Source organism: Streptomyces sp. NPDC037083 (genome assembly GCF_055606485.1).
Genome location: NZ_JBVJSQ010000008.1, coordinates 274,364 through 296,032, shown reverse-complemented (window position 1 = coordinate 296,032; position 21,669 = coordinate 274,364). Strand labels below are relative to the sequence as shown.

Here is a 21,669-nt window from a genome sequence, read left to right as displayed (position 1 = left end):
GATCTTCTTCGCTGGGAATGGTTTCTCGTGTGGCGTTCCCCCGGGTGTTTTCCCTTTTTTTTTTTTTTTTGTTTTTTTTGGGAGGGGGCTGGGGGGGCCGGGCGGACGTCCGCCCGGCCCCACGGCGATATGACGTGCTGCGCGCAGAGCGTCAGCAGCAGTGGCTGCAGCCGGAGCCGCCGCCCTCGCTGGTGCAGCCCGGGGTGCACCACGAAACGCTCGTGATGGCGGGGCCGGCGACGGACTTCTCCACGCCGATCTCGAGGTCGAGGTCGAACAGGTTCGAGTCGTTCTGCGACGCGCCTGATGCCTGGATTCCCATGTTGTCTCCTTGCGTAGGAACCGAACGAATGTTCGTGGGTCGCGACCCGTGATTACGCAATCACGATCCTTCGGGCCCGATCAACGGGCGGGATCGGGCTTGGCAGCGTTGGCAGTTCCCTGACAGTCGGGCGGGGTCACCGTGCGTGCGGAGCGAAATCAGGCCAGAACCGATCATGGCTGTACGTGCCCTGTGAACCGATCAGGGATTTCTGGATACGTACGTGGTGTGTGCTCGGACGAAGCTCTCCTCAGCGCCGTCGCCGGCGGCGACCAGGCAGCTCTGCGTGTCCTCTACGAGAGGCATGCTGCCGCCATGCTCCGGTTCATCCGAAGACTCACCTCGGACCAGGGAGTGTCCGAGGAGATCCTGCAGGAGACCTGGCTGGCCGTATGGCGCTCCGCGGACGCCTTCCGCGGTGAGTCCTCCGTACGGGGGTGGCTCATGGGGGTGGCCAGACGTCAGGCGCACAACCAACTCCGCAAGTCACGGCCGCAGCCGGTGGATCTGTCCGAGGCCCAGAACGTCCCGGACCCCGCACCCAGCGTGGAGGACCAGATCGTGAGGCAGGCCGAGCGCACCGAGGTGCAGGCCGCGGTACGCGCCCTTCCGGGACACCTGCGCGAGGTGCTCGCGCTGGTGCTGGTCGACGAACTGGCCTACCCGGAAGTGGCCAACGTGCTCGCCATCCCGGTGGGCACCGTCAAGAGCCGGATGTCCCACGCGCGAAGACGCCTGGGGAACATGCTCGCCGCCACGCGGCTGGAAGGAACGGGGCGACGATGACGGAGCACTTGACGGACGACACCCTGGCGCGCCTCGCGCTCCCCGGACCCGGCGAGCCGGAGCACGGACGGCACCTGGAGAACTGCCCCGACTGCCTGACCCGGCTCGCCGCGTGGCAGGACATCGGCTCGGCCCTGCGCGCCGAGGCGGCCGAATCCGCCGTCCACCCGCCCTCCTTCGACGTTCTGCTCGGAGCCGCGCTCGCCGAGACCGGCGGCCGGCGACCCGTGGGTGAGCGGCTCGACGCGGGCCCCCGCACGGGTGCCCGGGAAGGCCCCGGACGCGTGCGCGGCCTGTCCCGTCCCTGGCGCACGGCCTGGCAACTGGCCGTCCGGCAGGGCGTGCTGATGCCGGGCGCCTGGGCGCCGTTGAGCGCCGTGGGCTTCCTCGGGGCGACACTGCTGGCGGCGACGTCCGTGCAGGAGCGGTTCGCGGTACGGCTGTTCGGCGCGGCGGTCGTGCTGCTGGTCATGTTCGGCGCGCTGATGGCGGCGTCCCCCCGGCGCGACCCCAGGCGCGAACTGCTCTTCACCCTGCCGGTGCCGCCCGCGGCGGTGTTCCTGGCCCGCCTGACGGTGGTGCTCAGTGCCGACGTGGCGATGGCGATGGCCTGTTCGACGCTGGTGGACGGGCCCGGGTGGTGGGCGGTGGTGTCGGGCTGGCTCGGCGAGTCGCTGCTCGCCGCCTCCCTCGCGCTCGCGCTGGCAGTCCGGTTCGCCCCCTCGCAGGGCATGGCGGCGGGCGGCGCGTTGTGGCTGCTGGGCGTGGTGAGCGGGCCCGGCGGCATGGTCTCCACACCGGCCGACGCGCTGACGGAGGCACTGCTGTCGACGACACCGTGGACGCTGCTCCTGGCCGTGGCTCTCCTCGCCTGGGCCGCCGGCGCCATGCGGTCGTTCGGGCCGGCCGCGCCACCGCAGTGACCGGAGCGGGCGTTCGGGGACGCCGGGGTCGCCGGGGACGCGCCCGCCCACGTCCGAGCCGTGTCGTACACGTTGGCGATTCACTCGTCGAAATCGTGAACCGCCGCCGCTCGGGCCGCTACGTACAGGGTGTACCGCCGCTCCTGCCCGGCGCCCCCGTAGCCGAGCACGGGCGGCGGTACACCCCGCGCTCACCGGACGGCAGGGAAACAACGGGAGGAGCTGGTCGATGACCGCCGCGACGTGGTGGACGCACGAAAGGCGTCGATGCGGCAGACAGGTTTTCGTCCTGCCGGTGCTGGCGGCGCTGCTCGCCTACACGGCGGTGGCGGCCGGACCGGACGACGGCATGATGCTCGGCCGAGTGCTCCTCGACTGCGCGCTGCCCGCCGCCACGGCCCTGGCCTGCTCGGCGGTGGTGGCGCGCGAGGCGTTGCTGGAGCTGCACCTGTCGCTGCCGGCCTCTTATCCGCTCACCGTCGCCCGCCGTATCGCCTGGCCCGCCGCCGTCACGGCGATCACCGCGCTCGCCCTGGTGACGGCGGTGGCAGCCACCGGTCGTGATCTCGATCTCGGCGCGACCCTCCTGAAGCTGGCCGGGTTCACCGCGCTCCTGAGCGGCGGCGCCGTGTGGGTGACGGTGCGGACCGGGTCGGCCGCTCCCGCGACCGGCCTCGTCGTCGCGATCGCCATGGCGAAGCTGCTGCTGCTCGACCGGGTGGTGCCGGACGGGGCCGGACAGGCGCTGGCGTCGCTGCCGGCCGGGGCCTGGCTGATGGCTCTGGCCCTGCGGGACCTCGCCCCCGGCGGGCGGGCGGTGCGCGACGGAAGCGCCCTGGGCCGACGGCCGAAAGAGGGAACCCGAGCCGGCCACGGCGCCGGAGAGCACGTCGGCACCGAGGAGATCACATGACCGTGCTGCTGTGGACACTGCGGTACGAGGCCCTCATGGCAGCCCGTCGCAAGGTGGTGTGGGGCACGGTCCTGCCGCTGGCCCTGCTGACCCTGCTGCTGGCCGCGTCCTCGCCGATCGTCACCGGCCACGACGATCCGGCCACGAGAATCGGCGCGGCCGCCGTCCTCGTCAACACCTTCTGCACCCTGGGGGTCGGCCTCGCGCTGGCCGACCGTCTGCGCCGGCGTGAGGGGCGGGGCATGCCCGACCTGCTGGCGGCCACCCCCGCCGGACCGTTGCAGCGGACCGCCGGAACACTGGCCGGTCCGCTGCTGACCGCTCTCGCCCCGGTCGCCGCCCTCTTCCTGCTGTACGCGGTGGTGATCTCGGCGGCCGAGGGGTCCCTGTCGCCGCTCGGCTCGGCCGCGGTCTCGCTGGTGATGGTCGTGCTCCCGGCGTCGATGCTGGTCACCGCCTTCGCCGGGTTGCTCGGCGTACTGCTGCCGGTGGCCGCCGCCCGCGCCGTCACGATCGTCGTGTGGCTGTGGGCCTGCCACTTCCCGCCGCGGTTCTCGCCCGTGCCGACGGCGACCGGCACCGTGCTGTCCCCGCTCGGCGGCTATCCGCTGGTCGCCTGGGCGCACGCACCGAAGGTGTGGGCGGCCCGGGAGGGCGCCGGACCGCTGCGCCCCCCGGCCGGGGACGCGACCGCGTTGCTGAACGTCGCCCTCGTACTCGCCACGGCCGCGGCCTGTTACGCACTCGGCCATCTCGTCGCCCGCATCAGACGGCAGGGAGCGTCATGAACATCACCACTGAACGACTGACGAAGGTCCATCCCGGTGGTCGCCGTGCGCTGGACGCCGTCGACCTGCACATCGAGAGCGGCACCGTCGGTCTGCTGGGCGCCAACGGCGCGGGCAAGACCACGCTGCTGCGCATCATCACCGGCGTGCTGCGCCCCACTTCGGGACGCGTGGTCGTCGCCGGGCACGATCTGTCGACCGGCTCGGGCGCCACCGCCGTCAAACGGACCCTGGGCTATCTGCCGCAGGAACTGTCCCTGTACCCCGATCTGACCACGCGTGAGTTCCTCGACTACATCGGTGTGCTCAAGGGCATCGACGACAAGCGCGAACGGCGCCGGCAGGTCGACGACCGGATCGCCGCGGTCGGCCTGGAGGAGCGGGCCGGCGAGAGGCTGGCCGGATTCTCCGGCGGTATGAAGCGCCGGGTCGGCATCGCGCAGGCCCTGATGGGCGACCCGTCCGTCCTGATCGTCGACGAGCCCACCACCGGCCTCGACCCGCACGAGAGGATGCGCTTCCGCACGCTCCTCGCCGGGCTCGGTCACGACCGGACCGTCCTGCTGTCCACCCACATCCTCGACGACGTCGCCCAGACCTGCCCCGAGGTGGCGGTGCTCACCTCCGGCCGACTGGTCTTCCACGACGCCACCGACGCCCTCGTCAGCCAGGCGGCCGGCTGCACCTACGTGTACCCGGCGGTCGGCCCCGCCGCCGGACCGCCGGCCGGCGTCGAGGTGGTGAGTGCGGTGACCACCGCCGAGGGGACCGAGTACCGCATCGTCACGAACCGTCCGCCCGCCGGCGCCCGTCCGGTCGAGCCGTCGCTCGAAGACGGCTACGCCGCCCTGCTCGGAGCCGACGGAGCGGTCCGCCGCACCAGCGCACAACAACAGTGAGGTAGCCAGTGACCCCGACATACCGGTGTACGACCACCACCACGGCAACCGACCACGCGCCCTTGCCCGAGCAGGCCCCCGCCACCGCCCCTGCGCGACCGCGCCGGACGGCTGCTCTCACGGCCTCGGCCCTGGTGGGCGTCGCGCTGCTCGCCCTGACCGCCTGCGGGAGCGGCAGCCGCACCCAACCGGAGACCAGGAACCCGGTGCCGCTGCCGAGCCCCACCTCCACCAGGCAGGAGGTGAGCGAGAAGAACCTCGGCTATGCCTGGCCACTGACCGTCGACCACGGCACCGCCGAGTGCCGTCAGGGGAACCAGGCCGTGTTCACCGTTCCGGACGGCACGACCTATGCGCTCAACGACCGTGCCCGGCAGGCCGGTTACCGCGACATCGAGCCCGTGCGCGCAACCGGCAAGGGCGGCGCCAAGGTGAGCCTCGGCACCCTGCTCAGCAGGTCCCTGAAACTCTGTCCGGCCGGGAACTGACCAGCCCGGAGCCGGCCTCGCACCGACGAGGAGAGTGATCGATACCGTTACCAATCGACCAACAGTGATCACATAGATGATCCAGAATGACCATGGGGACGATCACCACGGGGGAAGTCGCCTTGCAGTATCAGCACCAGGACCACGATCCCAATGCCATCGAACTCCACGTCCTGATCCATTCCGGGCTCAGGGCACACTTCGACGTGCCGCACTCCCCGCTCAGCATGCTCCGCTCAGGCCTGGACAGCATCGAGTTCGTCGACGACGAGGACCTGACCGCCCCCGGCGGGACACTCGATCTGCCGGTGCTCATTCCGGTCACCAGCGAGTTCCAGGCCGAAGGACTGCGCGCGGTGCGGGTGCGGCATCCGTTGTCCATGCTCATCGGCGTGACCAACGACGTCTCGGGGCAGCGGACGTACTACGCGATCCGTTCGGGCGCGAACTTCGTGCTCAACTTCGCCATACCCGGCGAGAGCCAGATCGACATGCTGTGCGCGCAGATCCGGGCGCACCGCCTGACCACGTCCGCCGACACCACCGCCGTCTGGCTCCATGACGTCCCGGGCGTCCCGGACGGCCGCGGGATCGCCGGCTCGGCGTCGCGCGACGAGCCCGGCGCCGACGACGGCGAGAACCGGGAACGCCTGGAGTCCGTGTACTCCGCCCTGCCCGCCTACGACAAGGAGCTGGTGCGTCTGCTCTGTACGCCCATGACCGTGACCGAGATCGCGCGGCGTCACTACTGTTCCGAGCGGTCCATGTACCGCCGCATCCGCAGGCTGTACGACAGTCTGGGCGTCGGCGGCCGCACCGAGCTGATGTCGGAGGCCGCCGCGCTCGGTCTGATCCGGCCGTTGACGGCGCACGCCGGCTGACCTCCGCGCACAGGCTCCATCAGCACCGGCCGGATCCACCCCACGTGGATCCGGCCCTGCGACGGCCCCGCGACGCTCCGCGGCCGGGGCCGTCGGCCGTGCACCGCCGTTCAGCGGATGCCCGCATCGGCGGTCTCCAGCAGCCGGAAGAACCCGGCCTCCACGTCCCCCTCGACGGCAAGGCCTGCCAGTGGTCCTTCGTAGCGGGTCCGGCCCGCCACCAGCACCTGCACCCGGTCGCAGACATGTGCCACCTCCGCCAGCTGGTGGCTGGCGATCAGCACGGCCACTCCCTCGCCGGCGAGGGAACGGATGATCCCGCGCATCTCGCGGATGCCGACAGGGTCGAGGCCGTTCGTGGGCTCGTCCAGAACGATCAGCCGCGGCCTGGCCAGCAGAGCGACGGCGATACCGAGGCGCCAGCGCATGCCGAGGGAGTACGCACCGATCTTCCGGCTTCGCGCGTCGGTCATCTTGACCAGGCCCAGTGCGGGTTCGATCCACTCCTCGGGCACACCGCGCAGCCTGGCGTGCACCTTCATCGTCTCGTCGGCCGTCAGCGTCGGCCACAGCCCGGGGACCTCGATCAGCGCGCCGACCTCGGCCAGCGACTCGCGCCCGATGGGCCTGCCGAAGATCTCGATGCTGCCCGACGTCGGACGCTGCAGGCCCAGGAGCGCCTTCATGAGCGTCGTCTTCCCGGCGCCGTTGGGCCCGAGCAGGCCGTACACCTCTCCGGGCGCCACGGTGAGGTCCACGCCGTCGAGGGCGCGGTGTGAGCCGTAGTGCTTGCGCAGCTCGCGGATCGTGAGGGCCGGCGTCGGGTCCGCGCCGGGCGTTCGGGGTGTCGCCGTGGTCATCGTCAGATCTCCTTGCGCCTCATGTGGATGCTGCCGACCAGCAGCAGGACCCCGGTCAGTGCGACGGCGAGTCCCACGGCGAGCGGGATGGCGGACATGCTGGTCACCGGGCTGTCGTCGGGCAGTGGCACACCGTTGGGCCCGATGCCGGCGAGCGGCAGCACCACCCGCATCGGCCAGGCGAACGGCACGGCGTACCAGAAGACCTTGTCCGAGACGAGCGCCCCGCACAGCAGGCCCGCGACGCCCACTCCGATGCTGGGGCCCATGCCCCACACCACCGAGACCAGCACGGCCAGCGCCGTCATGGACAGCCCCACCAGCCAGGGCAGATAGACGGCCGCGACGACCGTGCCCATGGCTCCGGGGAAACGTCCGCTGATCATCGCGCCCAGGGAGAGCATCACCACCAGCACGGTGGAGGACAGGAAGCCCAGGACACCGAGCGCGGCCACCTTGCCGATGAAGTACCGTGCGCGCGGCACGCCGTACGACAGCAGCAGCCGCCACGCGTCCTGGTCGGCGCGGACCGACAGGGCGGCGGCCAGGCCCGCCGTCATCGGTACCAGCACACCCCAGAACTCCAGCGTCACATTGCGAAACACCTCGAAGGTGTGCCCCGCCTTGGCCTCCGAGGAGCCGAGAGCGCCGAGGAAGAGGGGAACGGTGATGATGACGGGCGCCAGGACGTGGTACCAGAAAAGGAACCCCCGTTTGTGCCGGGCGAGTTCGGTGCCCGTCACCGTCGCCAGCGAGGGATTGTCGCGCTGTCGTGCGAGGGGTCGGACAGCTGTGCCGTGCGCCATGGTGTCTCCTGCCTGGCCGCTTCTGGTTACGCCGAGTACGTAGCGAGGGGCAGCGGATTGGTTCACGGTCGCCGTACGGCGGCAGTTGGCAGACAGCTGACACCGGGCTGCCAACAGCCCTGCTGGGGGCGGTTTTCGGCGTCGTCGGATGCGAGGGTCGTAGCTGTCGTCGGTCCGGCCGGGCCCCCCGGGGCCTGCTCGGACCGGCACGTTCCGGCTCCACACACCGTCAGGGAGGAACACCTTGAAGACGCTCCGCCGCACGCTTGTCGCCGGTGTCATGACGCTCGCCATCGGGGGCCTCGTCGCACCCGTCGCCTCGGCCACCACCGAGTCCCAGGCGGTCACGGCCGAGGCCGGAATCCTGCGGACCTGGCACGCCACGGTCCAGTGCCAGATCGTTCGCATCAGCGACAACCACGTCGTGGGTTACGACAGGGCTGACGGCACGGGCAACACCGAGCAGGCCGCCATCAACGACGCCGCGCGCAACATCCCCGTCCCGGAGGGCCACTACAAGCGCCACTGCGACGCAAAGCGCATCTGGTAACGCCGGGCAAGAGGGGGGCGATTCGACTCGCCCCCCTTTCCTCCGCGGTCACGCGCCCGACCGGCGCCCGCGATCCTCGGACCGCCCGTGGCACGGCGAGTAGCTCTCCGCCCCCGGGTGCCGGGACAGCGCGGCGTCGTCACCTAGGGGAGAGTCCTGATGCGGGGCGGCCGGGTGCTCAGTACCGTCGGAGACACGGAACAGTGCCGACAGCATGAGGGAGACGTGACAGCTGTGGATGAGCCTGGGGTGTACGAGATCCGGATCCACGGATGCCTGGGCACGCAGGAGGCGCTGGCGTTGCAGGAGCCGGTCAAGCGTCTGCTGTGTCCGGACCCCGACCACGCGCCACCGTGCGACGTGCCGTGGAGTTTCACCCTGGACGACGGCGAGCAGGCTGACGACGGCGCCGAGACGAGAGTTCTGGTCCTGGGCGTCTGCTCGTCGGCCGAGCGGGCCGCGCAGGTGGCCGACCAGGTGCGCGGCGTCGTGGGCCCGTCCCGGCCGGTCACGGTGAGCGAGGCTGCTGCCGGACAGTTCGAGGAGCTGGTGGAGCAGTACCGGATCGAACGCGCCGTCCGGCCTGGCTGACCGGCGGGTCGCGGGCCTGGCCCGGCTGACCGGCGGTCTGCGGACCTGGCCCGGCCGACCGGCGGGTCGCGGGCCTGGCCGAGCCGAACGGCCGGCCGCGGACCGGCCTGTATGGCGGACGTTCGTGGTCCGTCGTGTCCAGGGACGGCACCGCTCGAGCGGCGGGGGCCGACTGGTGAATATAATCTGCGGCGTGTCGCAAACTGACAAACTGCTGGTTCAGGTCGCCGCCCTGGTGGAGTCCGGGCAGAGCAACCAGATGTCCCTGACCGTCGTCACCGGTGGTGCTGTCATCACCGGTCGGCTGGCTCCCGAGGCGGTGTGGAGGCAGAGAGTGTCGGAGGTGCTGACGAACTCGGACCGCTTGAGCGAGTTCTCCGCCGTCTTCGCCACCCCCGCGCCGGACGGACCTCCCACCCATCTGCACTTCCATGTCGCCCGCATCCTGCAGGGAACGGTGGGCATCCCGGAGACGGGCGGGATGTACCGCGTGGCGATCGAGGACGTCGGCGCCTGGACGGTGGGCGACTTCAGCTATTCCGACCACTGAGCAGCAGCCCGTCACCGCTCGCCGCCGAGGACGAGCGCCGACCCACGTGAGGAGAGGGCCACGACCGATGTCGTGGCCTTCTCGGGGCGCTGCCCAGGGGCGGGGCCCGTCCCAGGCCACGTGACCGAGGACCCGGATCCGCTGCCGGTCAGCTCGTGCCGAGCAGGCGCCGGATCTGGTTCTTCTTGGTGCTCGGCGCACCCGCCGAGTCACAGGTCCACTGGTGGACGAGCGCGCCGGCCGCGGTGGAGATCTCGCGCTCTGATCGAACCGGTTCGATGCCATGCCCGTCGGGGGCGGCGCTCGATCGCCCCCGTACCGGACCGGGGCGGGCCCCCGCACGGCGCCGGCACGGGCCGCCGGTCGAAGCGACCGGACCTGGCGCCGCCCACCGGACCGGTGAGCAGCGCCAGGAAGGCGGGGCGTCCGAGGGAGCGACCCCCTCACGGCAGATGCCGGTCGCGGCGGGCCGTCACCCGCCCATGCGGGTGCGCAGACTCAGCGGACGCATGTCGGTCCACACCTCGGCGACGTGATCCAGGCACTCGGACTTGGAACCGCGCACCCCCGCCTCCCGCCAGCCGAGGGGCAGCTCCCGTTCCGCGGGCCAAATCGAGTACTGCTCCTCGTCGTTGAGAACCACCGTGTAGGTCCGGGTGTCTTCGAGTTCGTCGGACATCGCTGTCTCTCCTTGTCTGTTGTCTGTCATATTCGTCAGTGACCCGAGCACGTCCGTGCCGCCCTGTCGCGCCGGACGAGACCCCGACGCGAGGAACGGACCACCCGCATGCGCCTGGCGGACATCGATCTGCTCGATCCGCTCACCTTCCGCACCGGTCCGCCGCACCAGCTGTTCGCCCGGCTGCGCGCGGAGGCGCCGGTCCACCTGCACCGACGGGCGGACGGTCCGCCGTTCTGGGTCCTCACCAGGCACCAGGACGTCGTCCGGGTCTCCCGGGACCCGCTGACCTTCTCCTCGGCACGCAACGGCGCGTTCCTGGACGAGCAGCCCGCGGCGGTACGGCAGGGACCGGACCGGACGACCCTGGTGAACCTCGATCCGCCCGAACACACCCGGTTGCGTGGACTCGTCGGCAGGTCGTTCACGCCGTCGGCGGTCGACACCCTGACGCGCCGAGTTCGCACGCTGTGCACCCTGACGCTCGACCGGGTCGTCGAGCGCGGCGAGTGCGACTTCGTGCGGGACGTCGCCGCCGAGCTGTCCCTGGCGGTGCTCGCCGACATCGTGGGCTTCCCCGACTCGGAGGACCGCCGCCGGGTCCACCGGCTCGCCACGCTCCTCGGCGACCCGCTGGAGCAGGCCTTCCCCGACGTCACGATGCGCGCCACCATGGAGCTCTTCGAGTTCGCCCACGACCTGGCGGCCTGGCGCAGCCGGGAGCCGGGCGACGATCTGGTGAGCGTCCTGACCATGGCCCGCGAGGGCGACGCGGCCCTGACGGGCCGGCAGTTCGAGCTGTTCTTCCTCCTGCTCGCGACGGCCGGGCACCTGACCACGCAATATCTCATCTCCGGAGCCATGCAGGCCTTCTTCGAGCATCCGGCCCAGTGGTACCGGCTGGTGGACGATCCCGGGCTGCTGGAGACCGGGGTGGAGGAGCTGCTGCGCTGGGTCTCGCCCATCATGCAGTTCCAGCGCACCGCCACCCGCGACGTCGAGCTGGGCGGGCGGCGCATCGCCGAGGGAGATCGCGTCGCCCTCTACTACATCGCCGCCAACCGGGACGAGACGGTGTTCGCCGAACCCGACCGCTTCGACCTGCGGCGTCCGGAGAACCCCCAGGTGAGCTTCGGCGGAGGCGGGCCGCACCACTGCCTCGGCAACAACCTGGCCCGCCTCGAGGCCCGCGTCCTCTTCGAGGAGCTGGCCCGCCGGATGCCCGACCTGGAGCCGGTGGGTCCCGCGGAACCCCTGGGGTCGACGTTCGTCAACGGGATCAGGTCGATGCCCGTACGGTTCACCCCCGGCCGTCCGCTCCGGCTGCCTCCGAGGAGCTGACGCTCCCCGGACGGGCTCCCTCACCCGACGTCCACGCCCTTGCCGACGAGGATCCGGCGCGCCTCCCCCAGGCTGGTCAACGCTCTGATCTCGGAGGCGGAGAGCGTCACTCCGTAGACGTCCTCGAGGGCCACCACGATCTGGATGTGCACCATGCTCGTCCAGACGTGCGTGGTGAGCGGTGCCGTGTCGTCCGTCATCTCCGCCTCCGGGAGGTTCAGGACGGTCGCGAAGAGCTCTTCCAGTCTCATCGGGTCGGAGCCCCCCACCAGAACGCGCCCTCGACAGCGGCGCCGGGCCGGTCGAAGAGCCAGGTGTGTTCCAGAAACGCTGCCAATTCTTCTTCCTTTTCCGGGTGTTCGAGGACCAGGGCGTGCGGACGGGCGGCCCGCACGTCCGCGCAGTTGGCGGGGTCGGCGCTGAGGTAGAGGCAGTCTTCGAGGGTCGCGCCGCTCGCCTCGCAGGCCGCGTCGAGCGCCTGGACGGGCGGGCGGCCGTCCGTCCACACGGTGACGCCGTGACCGGCCGGCCCGCCGGAGTCCGGGCCGCCGAAGTCCGGTCCGACCGCGCCGGGCGGGGCGCAGACGTACACCGACCGGCCCTGCTCGGCCAGCGCCAGCGCCGACGCCGTCAGCATCTCGCCCGCGGGGTCGCCGGGCCCGGACGCGAGGGGTGTCCCGTCGAGGACGACGACCTTCGGGTACTCCCCCACCAGCGCCGACACCTGGCGGGCGAGGCAGGTCCCGAGCACCGCGAAGAACTCGTCCGTGTAGGGGATCCGGCCGGCCTGCTCGCTGACGGGATCGCTGAAGTCGCCGACCTCGTAGAGCTCCAGCATGGGCTCCATGTCGAGGCACACCACTCCCTCGATCTCCGCCAGCCCGGGAAGGAGCCGGGCGCGCCATTCGTCGTCGGCGGCGGCCCATTCCTCGGCCGCGGGGCACAGGACCACCGCCAACGGGGTCGGCCGGTTCTCCTGGAACGCTGCCAGCGCCTGCAGGAACTCGTCGGCGACCGCACGGTGGAAGGTGTGGGCGCGGTCCGGGTCGGCCCAGTCCGCGACCCTGAGCAGCACCGCGTTGACGCCGTCGGCGTTGACGGCCGTCGCGCTCGCCGGGTCGAGCAGTTGCTGGAACACCTGGTTGTAGGGGGCGAACTCCACGGCCAGCGGAAGTCCGGTCTGGTCGGCCCAGTAGGTCAGTGACTGCTCAATGGGCCCGGCCGTGAACGTGGCGGCGACGACGAGCGGCAGGTGCGCACTCGCCCCGTCGTCCGCCCCGGTCGCCGCGTCCTCCGCCGCGCGCGTCGGGTCGTCCGCGTCGCGCGCCGGGTCGCGCGCCTCGACGGCGTTCGCCGGCCGGCGCCCCGGTCCGGCCGGCGGGAGAGCGCCGATGGGCCGGTTCGGTTCCGCCACGACGGCCGCGAGCAGTTCCTGGAAGCTCGCCAGGAGCCGTTCCACGGTCGTGGCGTCGAACAGCTCGGTGCTGTAGTCGAGGGTTCCGCGCAGTCCGTCCGGACCGTCCTCCATGGCCATGTTGAGGTCCATGAACACGTCGCCCGGGTGAACGTCGAGCGCGGTGACCTCGAGCCCGCCCAGGGTGGGCGACAGCGCCAGGTCGTTGGTGTAGACGAACATGACCTGGAACAGGGGGTTGTGGGCGAGCGTCCGGTCGACGCCGAGGTCCGCGACGAGCTTCTCGACCGGCAGGTCCTGGTGGTCGTAGGCGCCGATCACCGTCTCCCGGACCCGCCGCAGCACCTCCGCGAACGTGGGTTCGCCGCCCAGGTCGGTGTGCAGGACGGTGATGTTGGCGAAGAAGCCGATCAGCGGCTCCAGTTCGGGGGCGTTGCGACCGCCGACCGGAACGCCCAGCACGATGTGCTCTTCGGCCGACCAGCGGTGCAGGAGCACCATGAAGGAGGCCAGCAGGGTGACGAACACGGTCACGTCCTGCTGAAGGCTCATCGTCTTCAGGCCGTCCGACAGCTCCGGCGACAGGGTGAACACCGCCTGCTCGCCGCGATGCGTGGGGATCTCCGCACGCGGGCGGTCGTAGGGCAGTTCCAGCACGGGCGGGGCCCCGGCAAGCGTACGGCGCCAGTAGTCGAGCTGGCGTTCCATCGCCGGCCCGTCGAGCCAGCTCTGCTGCCAGAGGGTGAAGTCCGCGTACTGGACGGCCGGTTCCGGGAGCTGCGCGGGCCGGCCCGCGCAGTGGGCGTCGTAGAGGACGCCCAGCTCGGCCGCCATGACGCCGATCGACCAGCTGTCCGCCACGATGTGATGGGTGGTCAGGAGCAGCACGTGCTCCTGTTCCTCGGTCCGCAGCAGGGTGGTGCGCAGCAGTGGGTCCGCCTCGAGGTCGAACAGCAGGCGGGCCTCCCGGTGGGCGAGTTCCAGCATGGTGTCCCGCCGCCGGTCCTCCGGCAGTCCGGACAGGTCCACCAGGGGGAGCGGGATCTCCCTCGGCCCGGCCGGCGACTGCATCGGGATGCCGTCCACCTCCCCGAAGGAGGTGCGCAGGATCTCGTGGCGGCGGACGATGTCGGCGAACGCCCGGCGCAGCGCCCACGGCTGCAGCGGGCCCCTCAGCCGCAGGGCGGCGGACAGGTGGTAGGAGGCCGTGCCGGGATTCATCAACTCGAAGAACCACATGCGCTGTTGAGCGAAGGACAGCGGTACCGCGCCGTCGCGGGGCGCCGGAACAAGCGGCGGTACGGCGTCGGCGGCGGGTTCGCCGCTGAGCGCGCGCACCCCGCGGGCCAGGTCGGCGACCGTGGCGGACTCGAAGACGGTGCGCAGGGTCACCTCCTTGTTCAGGGCGGCGCGCAGCCGGGACACCATCTGGATGGCCATCAGGGAGTGGCCGCCCAGCTCGAAGAAGTTGTCGGTGGTCCCGACCCGGTCGACGCTGAGCACGTCCTGCCAGATGCCGGCGATGGCCCGCTCGGTCTCGTCGGCCGGTGCGACGTACTCCTGGCCGGTGACGGCGGTGCGGGCCGACCGCTCGTCGGCACCGCTGCCGGGGTCGGGCAGCGCCCGGTAGTCCACCTTTCCGCTGGAGTTGAGTGGCAGGCTGTCGAGCCAGATCAGCGTGGTGGGCACCATCACCTCCGGGATCCTGCGCAACAGCGTGGTGCGCAGCTCCGCGGGCGAGGGGCGGGCGCCCGAGGCCACCAGGTAGGCCACCAGGCGGCGGTGCCCGGTGGTGGCGTCGTCGTGCGCGATCACCGCCGCCTGGACGAGCGCGGGGTGTTCGCGCAGGGCGGCCTCGATCTCGCCGAGTTCGATCCGGTGACCGCCCAGCTTGATCTGCCGGTCGACCCGCCCGAGGAACTCGATCCGCCCGTCGGCGCGCCAACGCACCCGGTCGCCCGTGCGGTACAGGGTGTCGCCGTCGACGAAGGGCGAGGGACGGAAACGCTCGGCGGTGAGCTCGGGCCGGTTCAGATAGCCCCGGGCGACGCCGTGTCCGCCGATCCAGAGCTCGCCGGGAACGCCGACCGGGACCGGGGCCAGCCGGCCGTCCAGCACGTACACCCGGGTGTTGGCGATCGGGGTGCCGATGGACACGCCGCCGTCCAGGTCCGCGACGGGCCAGGAGGTGGACCAGATCGTGGTCTCGGTGGGGCCGTACATGTTGAGCACCCGCCCCACGGTGGCGCCGAGTTGTCCGGCCAGGGCGGGCGGCAGCGCCTCGCCGCCGATGACGAGGGTGTCCAGCCGCCGCAGGGCCTGCTCGGTGCCCGGATCGGTGGTGAGGACGCTCGCGAGGGACGGCGTGCACTGCAGGTGGGTGACTCCGTGCCGCTCGATCTGGGTGGCGACGCCGTAGTCGGCCTCCTCGGCGGCTCCCTCGGCGGCGACGAAGCGGCGGCGGACCGTGTCCAGCAGCGGAAGGGAGGCGAGGACGTCCTCGGTGGGCACGCCGAAGTCGATCAGGCAGGCCAGTTCGTCGACGCCGGTCGCGCGGATGCGCTCGGCCATCGCGGTGCACTGCGCGACGGTGCCCATCATGGCGCCGCCGTCGTAGTACTGCTCGAAGGCGTGGTCCAGCAGCGCCTCGACGTCCTGCTCGGTCGGCTCGCCGTCGATGCCGAGACTCGGCGCGAGCGACCGGACCAGCCCGAACGACTGCCGCAGATAGGCGCGGAAGGGGGCGCGGACGGTGTCGCGGACGTCGGCCTCGTCGGACCCGACGTAGGTGTGGACCATCAGCACGACATGGCCGTCCCCGTCGTGGCCCGCGGCCTTCCACGCCTCGCGGTAGAGCGAGATCTTCTGTTCCAGCTCCTCTAGGTTCTGGCCCAGCAGATGGGTCAGCAGTCCGGCGCCGGCCTCGCCCGCGGCGCGGAAGGTGTCGGGGCTGCCGGCGGCGGCCAGCCACACCGGCAGCTCGGACCGGACCGGGCGCGGGAACGTGTGGATCCCGATGTCGTTCCCGGCGCCGTTGCGCACCTGGACCGCTTCGCCGCGCCAGAGCCGGCGAACGGTCTCGATGTGTTCGCGCATGGTGTCGCGCCGGTGTTCGAAGACGGAGGGGTCCGGTGCCAGCGCGAAGTCGTCGGCGTGCCAGCCGGAGGCGAAGGAGAGTCCGACGCGGCCCTTCGACAGGTGGTCGACGACCGCCCACTCCTCGGCCACCCGCGCCGGGTGGTGGAGCGGCAGCACCACGCTGCCGGCCCTGATCTGGACCCGCTCGGTGGCCACGGCGACAGCGGCGGAGGTGACCGAGGGGTTCGGGTAGGGGCCGCCGAAGGGGGCGAAGTGCCGCTCGGGCGTCCACACCGCGCAGAAGTCGTGGGTGTCGGCGAAGCGGGCGCCGTCGAGCAGCAGCCGGTAGGGGTCGTCGCCGTCGCCGCCCACCGCGAAGTAGAACAGGCTGAAGTCGAGCGGCCGCGTCGATGCGGGGCTCCGGGTGACGGCCCCGGGCAGCACGTCCCCGTCGTCCTGCACGACGACCGTCCAGCCGTGGGTCAGCGGCCACAGCAGTTCCAGGGCGGCGATGTCGAAGGACATGCTGGTGACCGCGAGCCAGACGCCGGGGTCGCCGTCGGCGCCGATCACCTCGTCCATCGCCGACAGGAAGTTGGCCAGCGACCGGTGCTCGATCATGACGCCCTTGGGCTGCCCGGTCGAGCCCGAGGTGTAGATCACGTAGGCCAGGTCGCCCGGCGCGCTGTCGACCGGCCGCGGGTTCTCGGGCGCCGGGCCGTCGTCGTCCACCAGGACCACCTGGACCGGGAAGCCGTCGAAGCGATGGCGCTGGGCCGCGGTGGTGACCACCACGCGGACTCCGGCGTCGTTCAGCATGTACGCCAGCCGCTCGGGCGGGAGCGCGGCGTCGACGGGGAGATAGCACGCGCCGGCCCGGAGCACGCCGATCAGGCTCACCACCATCTCCGGTGAGCGCTCGACGCACACGGCGACCGGCGGGCCGGCGCCCACCCCGGCGGCGCGCACCCGGGCCGCCAGCAGGCCGGCGGCGGCGTCGAGTCCGGCGTAGTCGAGGCGCCGGTCACGGAAGACGACGGCCGGGGCGTGCGGGGTGAGCGCGGCCTGGCGGCTGATGCGTTCGTGGACGGACGCCCGGGAGTGGTCCCGTGCGGTGGCGTTCCAGAGGTGCAGCGACAGGCGCCGCTCCTCCTCGTCGAGCAGGGGCAGCTCCCCGACCCGCTGCCCGGGGTCGGCCACGACCGCACGCAGCAGCGTCCGCCAGTGTCCGAGCAGACGGCGCATGGTGTCGGCGTGGAACACCTCGGCGTTGTACAGGACGGTGGCCCGCGGCTCGCCGTCGGACTCGGTGAACTCCAGCGTCAGGTCGAACTCGGTGGCGACCCGGCTGCTGTCCAGCGGCTCGACGACCAGCCCCGGCAGGTCCAGCGGCTCGGTCGAGGTGTTCTGCACCACGAAGAGCGCCTGGAACAGCGGCGGGCGGGCCGGATCGCGGCGCGGCTGGACCGCCTCCACCACCTGCTCGACGGGTGTCTCCTGGTGCTCGAAGGCCGCGAGGGCGCCGTCGCGCACCCGTGCGAGCAGTTCGGTGAAGGTGGGGTCGTCGGCCAGATCGGCCCGCAGCACCACGGTGTTGACGAAGAACCCGATCAGGTTCTCCACCTCGGCCCGGGTGCGCCCGGCGACGGGCGAGCCCACCAGGGTGTCGCTCTCGCCGGTGTACCGGGAGAGGAGGACGTGGAAGGCGGCCAGCAGCGCCATGAAGCGGGTGGCGCCCGCGGCCCGGCAGAGCCGGTCCAGTTCGGCGATCAGATCGGTGGGCAGGACCAGCGACTCCTGGGCGCCGAGATGGCCGGGCGTCGTCGGCCGGGGCCGGTCGGTGGGCAGTTCGAGCAGGGTCGGCGCCCCGGCGAGGCTCCGGGTCCAGTGGGCGAGCCGGTCGTCGGCCGGCCGGGTGCGCTGCCAGACGGCGAAGTCCGGGTACTGGACCGGGAGTTCGGGAAGCCGTGCGTCCGGTGCGCGGCCGTCGGCCCGGTAGAGGACCGCGATCTCCTTGAGCAGGAGGTCCACCGACCACATGTCGCCGACGATGTGGTGCAGGACCACGACCAGAACGTGCTCCTCCTCGCCGGTGCGCAGCAGGGTGGTACGGAGCAGCGGGCCGCTGGTGAGATCGAAGGGGCGGGTGCTCTCCGCGGCCACGAGTTCCCGCAGCTCGGCCTCGCGCGCGGACTCGTCTACGGCGGTGAGGTCGATCACGGGCAGCGGCAGGTGCACGCGGTCGTCGACGAACTGCACCGGCTCGTCGCCCTCGACGGCGAAGCGGGTGCGCAGGTTCTCGTGCCGGGCGGCGACGGCGTGGAAGCTGCGCTCCAGCGCGGCGGTGTCCAGCCGGCCGCCGATCCGCCAGGACGCCGTCATGTGGTAGGTGGAGGTGGTGGGGTGGACCTGTTCGAAGAACCACATGCGGCGTTGCTGGAAGGACAGCGGCAGCGCCGCGCCGCGCGCGGCCGGTGTGATGGCCTCGGCCGTCTCCGGTGCGGCCGAGGCCCGGCGCAGGAGGTCCAGGACCTCGTCCCGGTGCTCCCTGAGCGCGGCGCGCAGTTCCTCGGTGAGCGCACCCGGCGGGGCGCTGAAACGCAGCTTCTCCCCCTCCGCCCACAGTTCGATCCCGGCCTCGCGCAACCGGTGCAGCAGGTCGACGACCTTCACAGTTCCCCCTCTTCGTAGGTCTCGCGGCGCTCCGGACGCGTGCGGGCGAGCCCGCTCAGGGCGACCACCAGGGCGGCCTGCCCGGACACCGTCGGCTCGGCGAACAGCTCGCGCAGCCGTACCTCCACGCCGAAGCGCTCACGCAGCCGGGTGGCCAGGCGGGTGCCGAGCAGCGAGTGGCCGCCGAGGTCGAAGAAGTTGTCCGACGGCACGACCAGCGGCACGCCGAGCAGCTCCGACCAGATCCCGGCGACGGAACGCCGCACGTCGGCGTCGGGTCCTTCGAACGGATCGTCCGCCGCGACGGGCGCCGCCTCCGCCGTCACGGGGGCGGCCGGGGCGACGGGCGGCGGTGCGGCGGCCTCGGGCGGGGATCCGGCTGCCGACTGCGTGAGCCAGTGACGCCGCCGTTCGAAGGGATACGGCGGCAGTTGGGCCGCGCGACGCCGATGCGGCCGGCGGGCGCGCCAGTCGATCTCCACGCCGGCCGCCCAGAGGCTGCCGACGGCCTCCGCCAGTACCTCGGGATCGGGACGGTCCGAGCGCGGGTGCCGCATCGACGGCACCACGGTCGACTCCCGCCCGGCGACGACCGGGGCGGCGAGGGTCGACAGGGTGCGGCCTGGTCCGACCTCCACCAGCGCCGCGTCCCCGGCGTCGAGCAGAGTGCGCAACCCGTCGGCGAAGCGCACCGGTGCGAGGGTGTGTTCGGCCCAGTAGTCCGGGTCCGTGGCCTGCTCGTCGGTGATCCAGTCGCCCGTCACGTTGGAGACGAACGGGATCGCGGGGGGCCGGATCGGGAGGGTGGCGATCAGGTCCCGCAGTTCCCGGGCGGCCTGCGCCATCATCGGTGAGTGGAAGGCCCGTGTGGTGTGCAGGCGCCGTACGCCGACCCCCTCGGCGGTCAGGCGCGCGTACAGCGCGGCGATCACCTCGTCGGCGCCGGAGAGCGCGCACGAGTCGTCGGCGTTGACCGCCGCGACGGACACCCCGGCGGGCAGCCCGGTCAGCTTCCCGACGGGCAGCTGGACGGCCAGCATGGCGCCGGGCGCGGCCTGCTGCATCCACCGGCCGCGCCGGGCGACCAGCGTCAGCGCGTCCTTGGGGGTGAACACCCCGGACAGACAGGCGGCGGTGTACTCGCCCAGGCTGTGCCCGAGGAGCGCCCGGGGCCGCACGCCCCAGCTCTGCCAGAGCCGGGCGAGCGCGTACTCGACGGCGAACAGCGCCGGCTGGGCGAGGCGGGTCTGGTCGGCTCTTCCGTCCGCTCCGGCAGCCGGCCCGAGGACGGTCTCGGCGAGGTCCGCCCCGAGTTCGCCGCCGAGGTGTTCGCGGCAGCGGTCGAACTCCTCGCGGAAGACCGGCTCGGTCCGGTACAGGCCGGCCGCCATCCCCGGGTACTGGGCGCCCTGGCCGGGAAGCAGGAAGGCAACCGGAGGGGCGGCGTCCGGCCTGCGGACGGCAGGCCGTCGCCGGGTGCCCTCACCGGTCAGGGCCCGCACCGCTGCGGGGCGGTCCTCGCAGACCACGAAGCGCCGGTACTGGAACGCCTTGCGGCGCAGCTGGGTGGTGCCGGCGACGTCCTCGAGATCGGCGTCCGTCTCCTGCCTCAGGTGGGCGGCGAGGTCGTCGGTCACCGCCTCCAGGGCGGTCGCCGTGCGGGCGGACATCAGCAGCAGGTGCGGGCGGCCCGATGTGTCGGGGGCGGACGCGCCGGTGTCGGGAGCCTCCTCCAGCACGACGTGCGCGTTGGTGCCGCCGATGCCGAAGGAGCTGACGCCGGCGCGGCGCGGGGTGTCCCCGGCGGGCCAGGCGGCGGCCGTGGCGGTGAGACGGAACGGACTGCTGTCGAGGTTCAGTGCGGGGTTGGCGCTCTCGTAGTGCACGCTGGGGGGCAGGGTGCGGTGCTTCAGCGCGAGGACCGCCTTGATGAACCCGGCGATTCCGGCCGCGGCGTCGAGGTGGCCGACGCTGCTCTTCACCGACCCGACCGCGCAGTAGCCGACGCGGTCGGTCCGGGCGCGGAAGGCCCTGGTCAGCGCGGTGATCTCGACGGGGTCGCCGAGTGCGGTGGCGGTGCCGTGGGCCTCCACGTAGCCGATCGTGGCGGGGTGGACGCCGGCCACCCGGTGCGCCGCCCGGATCACCTCCGTCTGCCCGGCGACGCTGGGCGCGGTGTAACCGACCTTCCCCGCGCCGTCGTTGTTGACCGCGGTGCCCTTGATGACCGCATGGACGCGGTCGCCGTCGCGCAGGGCGTCGGAGAGCATCTTGAGCACGACGAGGCCGACGCCGTCGCCCGGCACCGTCCCGTTGGCCCGGGCGTCGAAGGCACGGCAGTGCCCGTCCGGGGAGTAGATGCCCTCCTCCTGGTGGTGGTAGCCCTCCTTGGCGGGGAACATCAGCGACACGCCGCCGGCCAGGGCGATGTCGCAGTCACCGCTGAGCAGGCCCTGACAGGCCACGTGGACGGCCACGAGCGAGGTCGAGCACGCGGACTGGACGCTGACGCTGGGGCCCTTCAGGTCGAGCTTGTAGGAGGTCCGCGTGGTGAGCATGTCCTTTTCGTTGCCGATCACGAGTTCCATGAACTCCGGCAGGTGGGAGAGGTCCCGCAGGGGGCGGGTGAGGTAGGTCCCGGTACTGGATCCGCCGTAGACGCCGATCGCCGCGTCCGCCCGCTCCGGATCGACGCCCGCGTCCTCCAGGGCGTGCCAGGCGCACTCCAGGAAGAGCCGCTGCTGCGGATCGGTGGCCGCCGCGTCGCGGGGGCTGAAGCCGAAGAAGCCCGCGTCGAAGAGGTCGGCGCCGTCCAGCACGCCCTTCGCCCGCACGTAGCGGGGGTCGTCGACGATGTGCGGCGGGATCCCCTCGGCCAGGAGCTCCTCCTCGGTCAGGCTGCTGATCGCCTCGGTCCCGTCGCGGAGCAGGGTCCAGAACTCCTCGACGCTCCCCGCGCCGGGAAACCGGCCGGCCATACCGATGACCGCGATGTCGGAGCCGTCCGACTGCGTCATGCTCAACTCTCCCCCGTGGTTCCGTTCGTACGTGGTGGGCAGGTCGCGCCGGCGTGCCGACGCCTGCCGCGGGTGCGTGCCGCCCGGCCGGCCGTGTCCGGCCCGACGGC

General features: G+C 72.2%; 18 protein-coding genes. 11 read left to right on the top strand and 7 right to left on the bottom strand.

All coding sequences use genetic code 11. From position 1 onward, the window contains the following. Nucleotides 1–151: 151 nt before the first annotated feature. A complete protein-coding gene (locus ACZ7DE_RS23130; protein ID WP_470764062.1) occupies nt 152–322 on the bottom strand; it encodes a gallidermin/nisin family lantibiotic in 171 nt (56 codons plus the stop codon). Nucleotides 323–514: 192 nt separating this feature from the next. Here ACZ7DE_RS23130 and ACZ7DE_RS23125 point away from each other — a divergent pair, with 192 nt between their 5' ends. From ACZ7DE_RS23125 to ACZ7DE_RS23095, 7 genes are all read left to right on the top strand, one after another. Next, complete coding sequence (locus ACZ7DE_RS23125) at nt 515–1,108, top strand: RNA polymerase sigma factor (RefSeq protein ID WP_470764060.1); 594 nt, start codon at nt 515–517, stop codon at nt 1,106–1,108. After that, complete coding sequence (locus tag ACZ7DE_RS23120) at nt 1,105–2,031, top strand: hypothetical protein (RefSeq protein WP_470764058.1); 927 nt, start codon at nt 1,105–1,107, stop codon at nt 2,029–2,031. Before ACZ7DE_RS23125 ends, ACZ7DE_RS23120 begins: the two co-directional genes overlap by 4 nt. A gap of 229 nt (nt 2,032–2,260) precedes the next feature. Then, nucleotides 2,261–2,944 (top strand): hypothetical protein, encoded by a 684-nt coding sequence (locus tag ACZ7DE_RS23115; protein WP_470764056.1) that lies wholly within the window; start codon nt 2,261–2,263, stop codon nt 2,942–2,944. Beyond that, a complete protein-coding gene (locus ACZ7DE_RS23110; RefSeq protein WP_470764054.1) occupies nt 2,941–3,732 on the top strand; it encodes a hypothetical protein in 792 nt (263 codons plus the stop codon). The genes ACZ7DE_RS23115 and ACZ7DE_RS23110 overlap by 4 nt, the downstream gene beginning before the upstream one ends. Continuing rightward, nucleotides 3,729–4,631, top strand: a complete 903-nt coding sequence (locus ACZ7DE_RS23105) for an ATP-binding cassette domain-containing protein (protein ID WP_470764053.1) — start codon at nt 3,729–3,731, stop codon at nt 4,629–4,631. Before ACZ7DE_RS23110 ends, ACZ7DE_RS23105 begins: the two co-directional genes overlap by 4 nt. A gap of 62 nt (nt 4,632–4,693) precedes the next feature. Next, entirely contained in the window at nt 4,694–5,119 is a 426-nt protein-coding gene (locus tag ACZ7DE_RS23100; RefSeq protein ID WP_470764052.1) for a DUF2511 domain-containing protein, read from the top strand. 86 nt (nt 5,120–5,205) lie between these two features. After that, on the top strand, nt 5,206–6,000 hold the full coding sequence (locus tag ACZ7DE_RS23095) for a helix-turn-helix transcriptional regulator (protein WP_470764050.1): 795 nt from the start codon (nt 5,206–5,208) through the stop codon (nt 5,998–6,000). 110 nt (nt 6,001–6,110) lie between these two features. Here the strand turns inward: ACZ7DE_RS23095 and ACZ7DE_RS23090 are convergent, their stop codons facing one another. Both ACZ7DE_RS23090 and ACZ7DE_RS23085 read right to left on the bottom strand, forming a co-directional pair. Then, nucleotides 6,111–6,860, bottom strand: a complete 750-nt coding sequence (locus ACZ7DE_RS23090; RefSeq protein ID WP_470764048.1) for an ABC transporter ATP-binding protein — start codon at nt 6,858–6,860, stop codon at nt 6,111–6,113. A gap of 2 nt (nt 6,861–6,862) precedes the next feature. Further along, a complete protein-coding gene (locus tag ACZ7DE_RS23085; protein WP_470764047.1) occupies nt 6,863–7,666 on the bottom strand; it encodes a lantibiotic immunity ABC transporter MutE/EpiE family permease subunit in 804 nt (267 codons plus the stop codon). Between the two features lie 244 nt (nt 7,667–7,910). Between ACZ7DE_RS23085 and ACZ7DE_RS23080 the strand changes: the two genes are divergently transcribed. From ACZ7DE_RS23080 to ACZ7DE_RS23070, 3 genes are all read left to right on the top strand, one after another. After that, nucleotides 7,911–8,216, top strand: coding sequence for a hypothetical protein (locus ACZ7DE_RS23080; protein ID WP_470764045.1), 306 nt, complete (start codon nt 7,911–7,913; stop codon nt 8,214–8,216). A gap of 225 nt (nt 8,217–8,441) precedes the next feature. After that, the gene (locus tag ACZ7DE_RS23075; RefSeq protein WP_470764044.1) at nt 8,442–8,807 is read left to right on the top strand and encodes a hypothetical protein; all 366 of its coding nucleotides are present in this window, start codon (nt 8,442–8,444) and stop codon (nt 8,805–8,807) included. A 193-nt stretch (nt 8,808–9,000) separates the two neighbouring features. Continuing rightward, complete coding sequence (locus tag ACZ7DE_RS23070; RefSeq protein WP_470764042.1) at nt 9,001–9,357, top strand: hypothetical protein; 357 nt, start codon at nt 9,001–9,003, stop codon at nt 9,355–9,357. 472 nt (nt 9,358–9,829) lie between these two features. On the opposite strand, the gene ACZ7DE_RS23065 is transcribed toward ACZ7DE_RS23070, so the two are convergent. Continuing rightward, complete coding sequence (locus ACZ7DE_RS23065; protein WP_470764040.1) at nt 9,830–10,036, bottom strand: MbtH family protein; 207 nt, start codon at nt 10,034–10,036, stop codon at nt 9,830–9,832. A 108-nt stretch (nt 10,037–10,144) separates the two neighbouring features. Between ACZ7DE_RS23065 and ACZ7DE_RS23060 the strand changes: the two genes are divergently transcribed. Next, nucleotides 10,145–11,377, top strand: coding sequence for a cytochrome P450 (locus ACZ7DE_RS23060; protein WP_470764039.1), 1,233 nt, complete (start codon nt 10,145–10,147; stop codon nt 11,375–11,377). Nucleotides 11,378–11,397: 20 nt separating this feature from the next. Here the strand turns inward: ACZ7DE_RS23060 and ACZ7DE_RS23055 are convergent, their stop codons facing one another. The 3 genes from ACZ7DE_RS23055 to ACZ7DE_RS23045 are packed head-to-tail and all read right to left on the bottom strand — an operon-like array spanning nt 11,398 to nt 21,559. Further along, nucleotides 11,398–11,628, bottom strand: coding sequence for an acyl carrier protein (locus ACZ7DE_RS23055; RefSeq protein WP_470764037.1), 231 nt, complete (start codon nt 11,626–11,628; stop codon nt 11,398–11,400). Next, entirely contained in the window at nt 11,625–18,542 is a 6,918-nt protein-coding gene (locus ACZ7DE_RS23050) for a MupA/Atu3671 family FMN-dependent luciferase-like monooxygenase (protein ID WP_470764036.1), read from the bottom strand. Before ACZ7DE_RS23050 ends, ACZ7DE_RS23055 begins: the two co-directional genes overlap by 4 nt. After that, the gene (locus ACZ7DE_RS23045; protein ID WP_470764034.1) at nt 18,539–21,559 is read right to left on the bottom strand and encodes a type I polyketide synthase; all 3,021 of its coding nucleotides are present in this window, start codon (nt 21,557–21,559) and stop codon (nt 18,539–18,541) included. The genes ACZ7DE_RS23050 and ACZ7DE_RS23045 overlap by 4 nt, the downstream gene beginning before the upstream one ends. Nucleotides 21,560–21,669 lie beyond the last annotated feature (110 nt).